This window comes from Streptomyces shaanxiensis (assembly GCF_039537145.1).
Lineage (GTDB): Bacteria > Actinomycetota > Actinomycetes > Streptomycetales > Streptomycetaceae > Streptomyces > Streptomyces shaanxiensis.
The window spans coordinates 1-14,053 of the sequence record NZ_BAAAZY010000022.1 but is presented as its reverse complement, the minus strand read 5'-3'; the positions used below and the strand labels follow the sequence as shown (position 1 = coordinate 14,053).

11 protein-coding genes are annotated in these 14,053 nt (G+C 70.0%); 4 read left to right on the top strand and 7 right to left on the bottom strand.

What is annotated here, in order from left to right:
* Window positions 1-17: 17 nt before the first annotated feature.
* From ABD932_RS32885 to ABD932_RS32875, 3 genes are all read right to left on the bottom strand, one after another.
* Complete coding sequence (locus ABD932_RS32885; protein WP_345018383.1) at window positions 18-1,343, bottom strand: copper resistance CopC/CopD family protein; 1,326 nt, start codon at window positions 1,341-1,343, stop codon at window positions 18-20.
* Window positions 1,340-1,993 carry a hypothetical protein gene (locus ABD932_RS32880; protein WP_345018381.1) on the bottom strand — a complete coding sequence of 218 codons (654 nt, stop codon included), beginning with the start codon at window positions 1,991-1,993 and terminating at the stop codon, window positions 1,340-1,342. Before ABD932_RS32880 ends, ABD932_RS32885 begins: the two co-directional genes overlap by 4 nt.
* A 371-nt stretch (window positions 1,994-2,364) precedes the next feature.
* Window positions 2,365-3,708 carry a UDP-glucose dehydrogenase family protein gene (locus tag ABD932_RS32875; RefSeq protein WP_345018380.1) on the bottom strand — a complete coding sequence of 448 codons (1,344 nt, stop codon included), beginning with the start codon at window positions 3,706-3,708 and terminating at the stop codon, window positions 2,365-2,367.
* A 185-nt stretch (window positions 3,709-3,893) separates the two neighbouring features.
* Between ABD932_RS32875 and ABD932_RS32870 the strand changes: the two genes are divergently transcribed.
* Together ABD932_RS32870 and ABD932_RS32865 are read left to right on the top strand one after the other, a co-directional pair.
* A complete protein-coding gene (locus ABD932_RS32870) occupies window positions 3,894-5,051 on the top strand; it encodes an acyl-CoA dehydrogenase family protein (protein ID WP_345018379.1) in 1,158 nt (385 codons plus the stop codon).
* Between the two features lie 218 nt (window positions 5,052-5,269).
* Window positions 5,270-5,632, top strand: a complete 363-nt coding sequence (locus ABD932_RS32865; protein WP_345018378.1) for a four-helix bundle copper-binding protein — start codon at window positions 5,270-5,272, stop codon at window positions 5,630-5,632.
* A 107-nt stretch (window positions 5,633-5,739) separates the two neighbouring features.
* Here ABD932_RS32865 and ABD932_RS32860 read toward each other — a convergent pair whose 3' ends face one another.
* A complete protein-coding gene (locus ABD932_RS32860; RefSeq protein ID WP_345018377.1) occupies window positions 5,740-7,029 on the bottom strand; it encodes an LCP family protein in 1,290 nt (429 codons plus the stop codon).
* 119 nt (window positions 7,030-7,148) lie between these two features.
* On the opposite strand from ABD932_RS32860, the gene ABD932_RS32855 reads away from it, so the two are divergent.
* Window positions 7,149-7,706, top strand: a complete 558-nt coding sequence (locus ABD932_RS32855; RefSeq protein WP_228473091.1) for an acyl-CoA thioesterase — start codon at window positions 7,149-7,151, stop codon at window positions 7,704-7,706.
* 90 nt (window positions 7,707-7,796) lie between these two features.
* On the opposite strand, the gene ABD932_RS32850 is transcribed toward ABD932_RS32855, so the two are convergent.
* Complete coding sequence (locus tag ABD932_RS32850) at window positions 7,797-9,251, bottom strand: LCP family protein (RefSeq protein WP_345018374.1); 1,455 nt, start codon at window positions 9,249-9,251, stop codon at window positions 7,797-7,799.
* A 143-nt stretch (window positions 9,252-9,394) separates the two neighbouring features.
* On the opposite strand from ABD932_RS32850, the gene ABD932_RS32845 reads away from it, so the two are divergent.
* Entirely contained in the window at window positions 9,395-10,423 is a 1,029-nt protein-coding gene (locus tag ABD932_RS32845; RefSeq protein ID WP_345018372.1) for a glycosyltransferase family 2 protein, read from the top strand.
* A gap of 23 nt (window positions 10,424-10,446) precedes the next feature.
* Here ABD932_RS32845 and ABD932_RS32840 read toward each other — a convergent pair whose 3' ends face one another.
* Together ABD932_RS32840 and ABD932_RS32835 are read right to left on the bottom strand one after the other, a co-directional pair.
* On the bottom strand, window positions 10,447-12,036 hold the full coding sequence (locus tag ABD932_RS32840) for an LCP family protein (protein ID WP_345018812.1): 1,590 nt from the start codon (window positions 12,034-12,036) through the stop codon (window positions 10,447-10,449).
* A gap of 433 nt (window positions 12,037-12,469) precedes the next feature.
* Window positions 12,470-14,053, bottom strand: a 1,584-nt coding sequence (locus ABD932_RS32835; protein ID WP_425587551.1) for an LCP family protein, incomplete at its 5' end; no start/stop codon positions are given.

Below are 14,053 nucleotides of genomic sequence, written 5' to 3'. Positions count from 1 at the left end.
TTGATTTTCCTGGGAGTTCACTGGCCAGGGTTGGCCGTGACCAGCAGACTCGTCACGGCCAGCACGACGAGGACGAGCCCCGTCTCGGCCGCGACCGAGTAACCGAAGGGCCGCACGGTGGCGGCGTCGCCGCGCAGCAGCACGGCGAGATCGAGGCGGGTACGCACCCACTGACGGCTGGCGAGGGCGGCGAGCAGGACGACGCCGAGGAGGCCCGTCTTGAGCAGCAGCAGCTGCCCGTACGAGGTGTGCAGCAGGGCGTCGTACGACCCCACGACCTGCCACGCCAGCACCAGCCCGGCCACGACGATGCCCGCCACGCTCACCGCCGCCAGCCGCGAGTAGCCCGGCACCACCCGCGCGAGCTCCCCGGCCCGGCGCCGCGGCAGCACCGCCAGCGCGAGCATGGCCAGCCCCCCGATCCAGAGCGATACGCCCAGCAGATGGACGAGGTCGGCGAGCGCACCCCAAGTGGGCTCGCTGCCCTCGGAGTTGTGGCCCGCCATGCCGGTCGCCCGCAGCAGCCCGAGGCAGACGGCGAGCGCGCCGACCCGCCAGCCGGGGGAGCGGGAGGTGCGGGGCCCGCCCTGCAGCAGCGCGCTCAGCACCACGGCCGCGAGCACCCACAGCAGCACCCGGGCGGCGAGCACGACACCGGGTTCGGTGGTCAGGACGTCCACGTACGTCTCGGCGCGCAGCGCGTCGCGCAGGCCGCCGAGTGCGCCGTACGCGCCCTGCAGGACGATGCCCGCCACCGACGCCAGCAGCCCGCACGTCCAGGCCAGTCCCAGCAGCGCCCGGGCCCGCGGCTCGTGCGCGCCGCTCGGCCACAGCAGCGTGACGAAGGCGAGGCCCCCGATGAACAGCGCCAGCGACAGATAGCCGGCCCAGCGGGCGGCGACGAGGCCCTTCCGCACCAGGGGGGACGGTGCGGGCGCGGCCTCGTCGCCGCGGTCCTGGGCGGCGGCGGGCGTGCCGGTGCCGATGCCGAAGTCGAGCCTGCCGGAGGAGGCGTGTCCGTCCTCCTCGTCGACGACCGACCAGACGACGGCGAAGTCGCCGTCCGCCGGGTGCCCGAGGGCGGCCCGTACGACCTCGCCCTTGCGGCCCGGTACGAGGGTCACCGGGAGCCGGTCGCCGTCCAGGGTCATCACGCGCACCTCGGCCACGTCGACGGCCTCGTCGAAGGTGAGGGTGAGGCCGTCGGGAGCCTTCTTCAGCTCGGCGCCGTTCGCGGGGCTGGAGGTGACGAGCTCGGTGTGGGCGGAGGCGGACGGGGTGCCGAGGAGGACGTGGAGGAGCGGGGTGAGGACGAGGAGGACGAGGGTGCGGCGGAGGGTCACGGCGTCGCCTCCGGGGAGGGGGTGATGACGCCGCCGAGGAGGGAGGGGAGCGGGGCGAGGCCGACGCAGGGGGAGGGCTGCGGGGTCGGGGAGGCCTCGTCGGTGGGGTTCTGGGCCGTGGGGTCCTCGGCCGTGGGGTTGAGGAGACCGAAGACCGGCTCGGCGAGACCGGTCAGGAGCGGTCGGGCGAGGCGGACCTCGCCGTCCTCGCAGGTGGTGGCGTCGTCGGTGGGCGGGGTGGTGCCCGGCGCGGACGGGTCGGGGCCGGGGGAGGACGGGGACGTGGGGTCGGAGGGCGTGGGGGAGTCGCCGTGGCCCGTGTGGCCCGTCCCGCCGGAGGTGCCCGTGTGGCCGGTGTGGTCCGTGCCGCCCGTGCCGCCGGGGTAGTAGATGCCGGTGACCGGCAGCGTCCCGGTCCCTGCCGCACCTCCCGCGGCTCCGCCCGAGGCGTCGCCCGGGGTCTGCGGTGGGGTGGTCGCGCTCGGGGACGAGGGTGCGGTGGCCGCGGGCGGCGGTGCGGCGGTCGCGTCGGCGGGTGCGCCGATACCCGACGCATAGCCCAGCACGACGACCACGGCGCCGACGAGCGCGCCCGCGACGAGCTCGTCACGGTGGTCCTGCGGCCACAGGGCGCGGCGGAACAGGGGCATGGGTCACTCCTGGCATGGTCTGTTCAAAACCAGCGAATGACGACCAGTGGAGTGGCGAGCGAATTCCGCAGGGCTACGCGTCAGTTAAAGGGCTGTTGCCTGCCTCTCTTCAGGGGGTACCCCCACTGTGAGAACGGGCTAGATCAACGTTATTCCGCGCAATGCGGCTGTGGAGAATTCGGGGAAGTGTTTTTCTTTTCCCTCACGCTACTCGAATAGAATTCGAAGAGCGGTGGGGATTTCGAGGAGAGCGGCATATGCCGTTGTGCGCGACCGGTGAAGGCGGCGGGCGCAGGGAGCGGCCGGGGCGGCGGCCGCTCCCCCGGGGCCGGGGGAGCGGGGTGAATTTCCCTGCCGGAAAGGCCCTTTTCTCAGGCCGTCGGCCGCCCCATCGCGCGATAGGTCCAGCCGGCCTTCCGCCACACCTGAGGGTCGAGCGCATTGCGCCCGTCCAGAACGACCCGCGCCGCCGCGACCTCACCGAGTTCCGCCGGATCCAGCTCGCGGAATTCCCGCCATTCCGTCAGATGCAGTACGACATCGGCACCCCGCACCGCCTCGACCGCGCTGTCGGCATAGCCGAGGGTCGGAAAGAGCCGACGGGCGTTCTCCATGCCCTTGGGGTCGTAGACCGTGACCTGGCCGCCCTGGAGGTGGATCTGGCCGGCGACGTTCAGCGCGGGCGAGTCCCGTACGTCGTCGGAGTCCGGCTTGAAGGTGGCGCCGAGCACCGCGACCCGCTTGCCGAGGAACGGCCCGCCGCCCAGCGCCTCCCTCGCGAGCTCCACCATCTGCCCGCGCTGGCGCATGTTGATGGAGTCGATCTCGCGCAGGAAGGTCAGCGCCTGGTCGGCGCCCAGCTCGCCGGCGCGGGCCATGAAGGCGCGGATGTCCTTGGGCAGACAGCCGCCGCCGAATCCGATCCCGGCCCGCAGGAACTTCTTGCCGATCCGGTCGTCGTAGCCGATGGCCTCCGCGAGCTTGGCGACATCGCCGTCGGCGGCCTCGCACACCTCGGCCATCGCGTTGATGAAGGAGATCTTGGTGGCGAGGAAGGAGTTGGCGGAGGTCTTCACCAGCTCGGCGGTGGGGAAGTCGGTGACGACGAACGGGGAGCTGTCGGCGATCGGGGTCGCGTACACCTCGCGCAGCAGCTCCTCGGCCCGCTCGCTGCGCACACCGACCACGATCCGGTCCGGGTGCAGCGTGTCCTCGACGGCGAAGCCCTCACGCAAGAACTCCGGGTTCCAGGCCAGCTCGGCGTCCTCGCCGGCCGGTGCGTGCTCGGCGAGGTAGGAGGCGAGGCGGTCGGCGGAGCCGACGGGGACGGTGGACTTGCCGACGACGAGGGCGGGACCGGTGAGGTGCGGGGCGAGGGACTCGAAGGCGCGGTCGACGTACGACATGTCGCAGGCGTACTCACCATGCCGCTGAGGCGTGTTCACGCACACGAAGTGCACATCGCCGAACGCGCCGACCTCGGCGAAGTCCATGGTGAACCGGAGCCGCCCGGTGGACCCCTCGATGCCGGCGACGTGCTTGCGCAGCAGTTCCTCGAGTCCCGGCTCGTACATCGGGACCTCGCCGCGCCGGAGCATCTCGATCTTCTCGGGCACCACGTCCAGCCCCAGTACCTCGAAGCCCAGCTCGGCCATGGCGGCGGCATGCGTCGCGCCGAGATAGCCGGTGCCGATCACGGTGATCTTCAGGGCCATGGGGACTCCAGGAACGGGGACGGGGCAGTGCGCGCCCGAGCATAGTCGGCGGGTCTGACGGGCAACTTCCCCCCTGTCGCCAAGCTCACGTATCACTCCCGTGAGCCGCCCTCTAAAATTTGAGTTACTTAACGGTAATTAGCACCAGCGCACTTACAACCAGCGTCCTTGGAGCGTGAGAGACCTTGGCCGGATCGGCTGACTTCGACCTGTACCGCCCGTCCGAGGAGCACGACATGCTCCGTGACGCCATCCGCTCCCTGGCCGAGGCGAAGATCGCGCCGTACGCCGCCGCGGTGGACGAGGAGGCGCGCTTCCCGCGGGAGGCGCTGGACGCGCTGGTGGCCAACGACCTGCACGCCGTCCACGTACCCGAGGAGTACGGCGGTGCCGGCGCCGACGCGCTCGCCACGGTGATCGTGATCGAGGAGGTGGCCCGCGTCTGCGCGTCCTCCTCTCTCATCCCCGCGGTGAACAAGCTGGGCTCGCTCCCGGTGATCCTCTCCGGCTCCGAGGACCTGAAGAAGCGGTACATGACCCCGCTCGCCAAGGGCGACGGCATGTTCTCGTACTGCCTCTCCGAGCCCGACGCCGGTTCCGACGCGGCCGGCATGAAGACGAAGGCGGTCCGCGACGGCGACCACTACGTCTTGAACGGCGTGAAGCGCTGGATCACCAACGCGGGCGAGTCCGAGTACTACACGGTGATGGCCGTGACCGACCCCGCCAAGCGCTCGAAGGGCATCTCGGCCTTCGTCGTCGAGAAGTCCGACGAGGGCGTCTCCTTCGGCGCCCCCGAGAAGAAGCTCGGCATCAAGGGCTCCCCGACCCGCGAGGTCTACCTGGACAACGTTCGCATCCCCGCGGACCGCATGATCGGCGAGGAGGGCACCGGCTTCGCCACGGCGATGAAGACGCTGGACCACACCCGCATCACGATCGCCGCCCAGGCCCTCGGCATCGCCCAGGGCGCCCTGGACTACGCCAAGGGCTACGTCCAGGAGCGCAAGCAGTTCGGCAAGCCGATCGCCGACTTCCAGGGCATCCAGTTCATGCTCGCCGACATGTCCATGAAGATCTCGGCCGCCCGCGCGCTGACGTACCAGGCGGCGGCCGCCTCGCAGCGCGTCGACGCCGACCTCACCTATCTGGGCGCCGCCGCCAAGTGCTTCGCCTCGGACGTGGCGATGGAGGTCACCACGGACGCCGTCCAACTCCTCGGCGGCTACGGCTACACCCGTGACTACCCGGTCGAGCGCATGATGCGCGACGCCAAGATCACGCAGATCTACGAGGGCACCAACCAGGTCCAGCGCATCGTCATGGCGCGCAACCTGCCGTAACCCCGGGGGATTTGACGTCGAAGGGTGTCCGGGTCTCCCGGGCACCCTTCACCCGTTCGGTCCGGCATCTCCCCCTCCGGGGGAACACGGAGGTCCGTGCCCTGTGCGGCATCCGATGCGGATTGCTCCCGTCCGCCCGATGGCGCCCCGCGCCCGGCGGGCGTAGGACGGAAGGGCACGGGGCCCGCCCTGGGCTCCCGCACCCCCCAGGAGGAGCCATGACCCAGCCCGGAACCATGAACGCCATGAGCAAGGAGATGCAGGCCTGCGTGGACGCGTGCATGTCCTGCCACGTGGTCTGCGAGGAGACGATGAGCTCCTGCATGCAGATGGGCGGTCAGCCGCAGATGCAGATCATGCGGGCGCTCATGGACTGCGCCGAGACGACCCGCATGTGCGCGGACATGATGATGCGCCGCTCGCCCATGTCGGCCGAGATGTGCGCGATGTGCGCCAAGGCCTGTGAGATGTGCGCCGAGGCGTGTATGTCCATGCCGGACGACCCCCAGATGATGCGCTGCGCCGAGGCGTGTCGCCGCTGCGCCGAGTCCTGTCGCACGATGGCGGGCGCCACGATGTGACGTGCGCCGTGTGACGTGCACCGGGGACGGTCACCCTCTGACGACCGCCCGACAGCACGCGAGGGCACCCCTCGGGGTGCCCTCGACATGTGCGCGGTGCGCGCCGCTCACTTGCTGGAGACGGTCACCGTCTCGTCGTTCTTCAACTGCTCCACCAGCTGCTTCACCTTCGCGGTGTCCCACTGGAGGTTGCCGTTCGCGGAGTTGCCCGAGATCGGCATGTTCATGGACGTGCCCTCGCCGCCGCTGACACCCTTCATCGCCCAGAACATGGACGCCAGGTCGTACAGGCCCATGTCCTTGTCGACGATCAGGGAGTCCAGGCCGGCGCCCATCGTCGGGTACAGCTTGAACGGGTTGAGAACCGTGCCCGGCGTCGCCACCTGGTTGGCCAGCGCCGAGAGGAACTTCTGCTGGTTCTTCGTACGGTCCAGGTCGGAGCCGGCCAGCGCGTACCGGGTGCGGACGAAGGCGAGCGCCTCCTCGCCGTTCAGGGTCTGCTTGCCCTTCTTGAAGTCCGCGCCGGACTTGGAGTCCTTGATGTCCTGCGGGATGTCGATCTCGACGCCGCCGACCGAGTCCACGATGTTCGCGAAACCGGCGAAGCCGATCTCGACGTAGTGGTCGATGTGCAGACCGGTGTTGGCCTCGACGGTGCGGACCAGCAGTTCGGGACCGTCCTCCGCGTACGCCGCGTTCAGCTTCACCTGACGGCCGGTGCCCTGGTAGAGCTTGCCGGAGTCCGAGCCCTTGAACGACGGGATCGTGACGTTCGAGTCGCGGGGCAGCGAGATCAGCGTCGGGCCGTTGCTGCCGGTGTGCAGGATCATCATCGAGTCCGTGCGCTTGCCCTCGGCGGACCCGGTGTGCAGCTTCTTCTTCTCCTCGGCGGACATGCCCGCACGGCTGTCGGAGCCGACGATCAGGTAGTTGGTGCCCTCGCCCGCCTCCGGCCGCTCGATGACCTTGGACAGGTCGACCTCGCGGTTGAGCTTGGAGTCGGCCCAGAAGTAGGTGGCGACGGTCGTCACGAGCAGCAACGTCACGAGCGTGATCGAGGTCACCTTTATCCGGCGCCGCCAGTTCGGCGCGGGCCGCGGCTCGCGCGTCCCTCTGCCGCCACCACCGTCACCGCCACCGCCGTAGACCTGGCCGGTGTTGTAGCCGCTGTCGTACCCGTCGTCGTAGCCGCTGTCGTTGTGGTAACCGCCGTGGCCCTGGCCGTTCACGTACGACGGCTGCGGCGGCACCCCGCCGTAGCCCTGGCCGGGCGGGGCCGCCTGGCCGCGGCGGACCTGCCGCATCACGCGCGCGCCCTCGGGCTGTGCGCTCGCGCTGCCGCGTCCGTAACGGTTGCCGCGGTTGTCGTCGGACCATGCCTGGGGCCAGTCATTCATGCGCCCCAGTGTGCAGGGCATGGCCATGCCTCTTACAAGGTTCGGCGGAAAATAGAGGCACGGCTGTTGCGAACCCAACACAAAGTCCGCGAATGTCAGCTCGGCATAAGGTGGAGGCCATGACAGACCAGGTCACCACAGCGGAGTCGGGCACTCCGGAAATCCCGGGCAAGCCGATATCCGCATCCCGCACCACCCTCAGCCACATCATGACCCACAACGACACCAACCTTCTGGGCACGGTGCACGGCGGTGTGATCATGAAGCTCGTCGACGATGCCGCGGGTGCGGTGGCCGGCCGGCACAGCGGCGGACCCGCCGTCACCGCGTCCATGGACGAGATGGCCTTCCTGGAGCCGGTCCGCGTCGGCGACCTCGTCCATGTGAAGGCCCAGGTCAACTGGACCGGCCGCACCTCGATGGAGGTCGGCGTACGGGTCCTGGCCGAACGCTGGAACGAGTCGGCGCCGCCCACCCAGGTCGGCTCGGCCTACCTGGTCTTCGCGGCCGTGGACGCCGACGGCAAACCGCGCCGGGTCCCGCCGGTGATACCGGAGACCGAGCGCGACAACCGCCGCTACCAGGAGGCCCAGATCCGCCGGACCCATCGCCTGGCCCGCCGGCGCGCGATCAAGGAGCTGCGCGAGAAGCGGGCGGCGGAGGGGTACGAGGACTGAGGGGTACGAGGGCCGAGAGGGACGAGGGCCGAGAGGTACGAGCGCCGCGAGGCCTGGACTTCCGGGCAGGTCACCCGGGTGCGCCCGGAGCTACGAGCACACCGCCTCGTCCCCCCGCACCACGATCGACTCACCCTGCGTCGGATCCTCGGAGCGCACCTTCCTGACCTGCCTGAAGTCCTCCCCGACGATCACCTTCAGCGTCGGCCCCAGCCCCTTCACCGGCCGCAGTTGGCTCCCCGGCAGCGCGGCCGCCAGCGACTTCGCCGAGCGGTCCCAGCGAGGGTCGTGGGCGACGACCGTCCGTGGCACGGAGCGGTTCGCCCCGTCCACCGGCCGCCCGGTCGTCCGGAACCCGGTCGCCGCCAGCGCCGTGTCGACGCGTTTGGCGAGGCCCTCCGTCTTCGTGCCGTTCTCCACCTGGACGTGGATCTCCTGCGGGGCCACCTCCACCGGGACCACCCTGCTCCGCACCCGCTGAGTGGCCAGCGGCTGGTCCTCGCGCAGCGCCCGGAAGAGCCGCTCGGCCTTCTCGGAGTCCCACTTCACCGTGGAGCCGATGCCCTTCACGGTGTACCCCATCTGCCCGATGGGCACGGTCGTGAACTCCGACGACGACGGCGAGAAGTTCCGCATCGCCCGCCCGAGATCCAGCAGCTCCCCCGTGCCGAAGCCCTTGTCGGCCCGCACCGAGCCGAGCACCGCCCGCGTCACGTCCCGGAACCGCATCGGGTTCAGCAGGATCCCGGACGACGTCGCCCGCTCGATCAGCGCCGCCATGAAACGCTGCTGCCGCTGCATCCGGCCCAGGTCGGAGCCGCTGTCGATGTGCCGCGCGCGCACGTACTGCAGCGCCTCGCCGCCCATCAGGCGGTGCGTGCCGGCCGGCAGGTCGAGTCCGGTGTACGAGTCCTTCAGCGGCTCGGCGGTGCAGATCTGCACGCCGCCGACCACGTCCACCGTCTTCATGAAGCTGGTGAAGTCGACCTCCAGATAGTGGTCGATCTTGACGTGGGTCATGTGCTCGACCGTGCGCACGGTGAGGTTCGGACCGCCCTCCGCGTACGCCGCGTTGATCTTGATGGGGTGCGCCTCGCGCCCCTCGCCGTCGGGCACCTCGGCGTACGAGTCGCGCGGCAGGCTCACCACGCTCGCCCGCTCCCGGTCCTCCGAGATGTGCACGATCATGATCGTGTCGGTGCAGTGACAGGGCGCCCCGCCCAGCCGGTACTTGCGCCGCTCCTCCGCGCTGATGCGGTCGCGGCCGTCCGTGCCGACGAGCAGGACGTTCATCCCGGTCCCGGCCTGCGGCCGGTTCTTCATGTCCTTGAACGGGTCCACCCGCTCGATCTTCGCGTCCAGGCTGGTGACCACCGCGTGCCCGATCCCCGCCGAGGCGAGGATCACGACGGACAGCGTGGTCACCGCACGCATGGCCCACCGAGGCCTCTTCCGCCGTACCGGCGCGACCGGCCGCGCCCCGCGGCGGGACGGCTGCGGACGGCGCTGCGCGGGGGAGGGGGACTGGCGGGGCGGCGTGGGCATGGGGGAGATACCTCCGCTGTCGCTTGCCCTGGGGGCCGTACGTGGGATCCGTGAGCACCGTAGGCCCATACGATCTCCTGCCCGGTGCAGCGACCCCGGCGGCGCGCAAGGGTGTCCCCCGTTCGCGGTAACGTGAGCCCCCTATGAACGCCAATCCCGACGTGCAGCTCCCCGCCGTGTCCGTCATCATGCCCGTCCTGAACGAGGAGCGGCATCTGCGCGGAGCAGTCCAAGCGATCCTCGCGCAGGAGTACGCCGGCGAGATGGAGGTCGTGATCGCCCTCGGTCCGTCCACGGACCGCACGGACGAGATCGCCGCCGAGCTCGTGGCCGAAGACCCGCGCGTTCACACCGTCCCGAACCCCACCGGCCGCACCCCCGCCGCCCTCAACGCCGCGATCAAGGCCTCCCGGCATCCGGTCGTCGTCCGCGTCGACGGCCACGGCATGCTCTCCCCGAACTACATCGCCACCGCCGTACGGCTCCTGGAGGAGACCGGCGCGCACAACGTCGGCGGCATCATGCACGCCGAGGGCGAGAACGACTGGGAGCACGCCGTCGCGGCCGCGATGACCTCGAAGATCGGCGTCGGCAACGCCGCCTTCCACACGGGCGGCGCGGCCCAGCAGGCCGAGACCGTCTACCTCGGCGTCTTCCGGCGCGAGGCGCTGGAGCAACAGGGCGGCTACAACGAGGAGTTCATCCGCGCCCAGGACTGGGAGCTCAACTTCCGGATCCGGGAGGCGGGCGGGCTCATCTGGTTCTCGCCCGAGCTGAAGGTGTCGTACCGCCCCCGTCCTTCGGTGCGCGCCCTCGCCAAGCAGTACAAGGACTACGGCCGCTGGCGCCACGTCGTCGCCCGCTACCACGCCGGCTCCATCAACCTGCGCTACCTCGCCCCGCCGACGGCCGTGTGCGCGATCGCGGCGAGCCTCGTGGCGGGCGCCCTGGTCACCCCGTGGGCCCTGCTGATCCCCGGTGGCTATCTCGCGGCCATCACCGCCGGTTCGGTCCCGGCCGGCAAGGGCCTGACCCTGAAGGCACGCCTCCAGATCCCGGTCGCCCTCGCCACCATGCACATGTGCTGGGGCTACGGCTTCCTGACCAGCCCGCGGTCCCTGGCGAAGAAGGTCATCGCCTCGCGGCGCCCGGCGGTACTCAGCACCAACTGAGCACGCCGGGCTCCGGCCCGCCGCTACGACCAGGTGAAGTCCGGGTCCACCTTCATGCAGGCCTTGGTGTCGGAGGCGTTCAGCGCCTCCGCCGTGTCCGGCGTCTTGTCGTCCTGCTTGGGCGCCTTGTACGCCGTGCCCTCCCGCCAGTCGGCGCCGACGACGAGCGTGACACCGGAGACGTCCGTGGACTTCTCCACGGCGCTGGTCGGGATACCGAGGGCCTTGGCGACCCGCTGGGCGTCGCCCTGGAGGTCGGCGGACGGGTAACGGACGAGTGTCGTGTCCGCGGTCGGCGTGTTCGACGAGTCCGCCACGGCCTGCGTGAAGCCCTTGCCGACGAGCAGCCCGGCGACGGTGGTCGCGCGGCCCTGGGCCGCGGCGAGGGCCTCGGTGCGGGTGCCGTTCTGCACCTGGACGGCGATCTTGTCGTCCGCCGCGGCCGGGTCGGTGGAGGCCTTCTCCTTGGTGGACTTCTTCTTGTCCTTGCCGTCGAGCGCGATGTCCTCACGGACCAGCCGGAACAGCTTGGTCGCGTCGTCGGTCGGCACCACCCGGCCGGTCTGGATCGTGTCGTACTCGTTCGGCATCGTCGTCATGGTGATGCGCGAGGTCGGCACCTTCTTGAGCTCGCCCGCCAGGTCGTACAGCTTGGCCACCGTGCCCAGACCCGGGTCGACGGTGAGCGCGTTGGTGGCCGACTCGGCGAGGGCGCGCAGCTTGCCCGGATTGCTGAGCTTGGCGTTCTTGCGCAGCTCGCGGACCATCGAGTTCATGTACATGTGCTGCGCCTTGGCGCGGGCCAGGTCGCTGCCGTCCTCGAAGCCGTACCGGGTACGCAGCCACTGAAGCGCCTGCTCGCCCTTGACGTACGTCGTGCCCTCCTCCAGCTTCAGCCCGGAGCCGTGGCCCTTGCTGTCCTTGGAGTGGATGTTGGCGTTCACGCAGACCGGGACGCCGCCGATCGCGTCCGCCATCGACACCACACCCGAGAAGTCGATCATCATGAAGTGGTCGATGTGGATGTCGGTCAGCTTCTCCCACGTCGCCACGGAGCACCCCGGTCCGCCGCGGCCGAGCGAGCGGTTCGTCATCTCGCGCTCGCGGGCCTCGTAGACGTCCCCGCTGTCCGGGTCCGTGCACTTGGGGATGTCCACCAGCGTGTCGCGCGGCATGCTCACGACCGACATGTTGGTGCGGTCGGCGGAGACGTGCAGCAGCATCTGCACGTCGGCGAGCGGGGTGGCGCCGAACGTCTCCTTGGCGCCGCCGAGCTTCTGGTTCTCCTTGCTGTCCCGCGCGTCCGAGCCGATCAGCAGGATGTTCAGCGGCGTCTGACCGGCCGCGTTCGCCTCGGTCCTGGCGGCGCGGTCCTTGGCGTCGCCGATGTTGAGGTCGTCCTTCTTCAAGTTGTCGTTGAGGTGCTGGTAGTAGAGATAGCCGGCACCCGCGGTGCCCAGTATCACCACCGCCAGAACCGTCGCCGACCAGCGCAGCACACGCCGTCTGCGGCGCCTGCTGTCGGCTCCCCGGCCGCCCCTGCGTCGCCCGCCGCCGTGCCGGCCGCCCTGGTCGGCCGGCGTGTCCTGGTCGGCCTGCGGAGTGAGCGACATGGTGTCGTCCACCGCAGGGGCCTCCCCTCGCACACTGCTCTGCGCCAACTCTCTGCCCTTCCCCACCCTTAGCCCGACACGGCTTCGCGCCGCGCCGGACCTCCCTGTCCGGTGCGGAGCGCACCATGTCAGACCTCCCTGTCCGACACCGGTTCGCACCCTGTCAGACCACTGTGGGTCCGAACGGGGTTGGCCACGTGTCGGCAAAATCCACGCCCGGCACGGCCGTGCGGTGTGTCGGACGAACGGCGCCTGAATCAACCACCGCCGCCGCCTGACACAACCACGTCCTGTGTCAGACCAACGAGCGTGCGCCACAGTTGCGTTCCCGGCCGGAGTTTCGCTGCCGGAGCTTCTGTGCCGGAGGTGCCGTACCGACAACGGGTCCGTCTTCAGCCCAAGTCGGCTGTGGGACGGACCCGTTGGGCCGGCACTACTTCGCGCACTCGACCTTGTCGGCGGTGGACTTCTCCACGTCGGGCGCCTTGGTCGGCGCCGTCAGGGAGACTCCCGCCCCCTTGAAGTCCTTGCCCAGCGTCAGTGTCATCGTGGGCAGACCCTGGGAGTTGGTCACGCTCTTGCCGGGCTTCATCGCGGACCCGGAGAGCCCCATGATGGCGGCGAGCCGACGTGCCTGGTCCGCCTGGTCCGGCGCGTACTCCAGCGTCGTCTTCGCCAGGGTCGCCGGGGCGTTGCCCGCGTTCTCGGACTTGGTCACGCCCTCCTCGGTCTGCAGCCAGGTGAGCGTCGACGACGCGCTGCCGGCGACAGCACCGCCGTTGAGGATCCGCACCCGCACCTCGGAGGCGTCCGCCTTGGTGCCCTTGAGCCGGGCGGCCACGGCGGCGGCCTCCTTCTTCTTCTGCTGCTTGACCTCGGTGAAGGAGACGTCGTTCTGGATGGCCTGGAAGACCTGGGGGGCCGTCGTCTCGTTGAGCACGACGGTCGACTTCACCTTCTCGGCCGGGTTGTCGATCACCGGAATCGTCGTGAAGGTGAGGTTCTTGGTGTTGAGCTTGCCCAGCTCCAGGCCGAGGTCCTTCAACTTGTCGATGCTGTCGAGGTTGCTGTCGACGGTCAGCGCCTTGGTGCCCGCCTCCGCCAGCTTGATCATCTTGGTCGGGCTGGTGAGCGTGTCGTTGGACTTCAGCTTCCGCATCAGCGCGCTGAGGAACTGCTGCTGGAGCCCGATCCGGCTCAGGTCGCCGCCGAAGCCGACGGAGTGCCGGGTGCGGACGAAGGCCAGCGCGTCCTCGCCCTCGATCACGTGCTCGCCCTTGGTGAGGTTGAGCTTGGAGTCCGGGTCGTTGATGTCCTTGGCGAGGCACACCTCGACGCCGCCGACCGCCGTCGTCAGCGTCTTCACCGCGTTGAAGTCGGCCACCATGAAGTTGTCCGGCTTGATCCCCGTCAGCTCGGTGACCGTACGCATGGTGCAGCTGGGCGTACGGCCCTCCTGGCCGAGGCTGGTGTTGAAGCGCTGGCCGGTCTCTCCCGGAATGACCTTCTGGGTGCCGTCCTCCAGCGTGGTCTGGCAGTCCGGGATGTCGACGATCAGGTCGCGCGGGATGCTGAGCGCCGTCGCGTTCGAGCGGTCCTTGGAGACGTGCAGCAGGATCGTGGTGTCGGCGTGCCCGGCGCTGCCCGAGTCGCCGTACTTGTCGTTGCCCGCGCCCGTGCGCTTGTCCGTGCCGATGAGCAGGATGTTGATGGCCTTGTCCTTCGAGAAGCCACCGGTGCTCGCGCCGTCGTCGGAGACGGACTGGATGTTGTCGTTGAGGTGCTCGATGTAGAGATACGCACCGGCAGCGGCGGCGACGACCACGAACGCCATTATTCCGCCGGTCCAGAGCACGGCCTTCTTCGCCTTGCTCTTCTTCTTCACCGGCCGGCGACCGCGCCGCCCCGGCAACGGCTCCTCGGGCGCGCCCCGGCGCCGGCGCTGCGCCGGCACCTCACGTCCCGGCGCCGTCCGCGTCTCGCGTTCCGGAGCGGCGGTGCGGTTGCGTACCGCGCC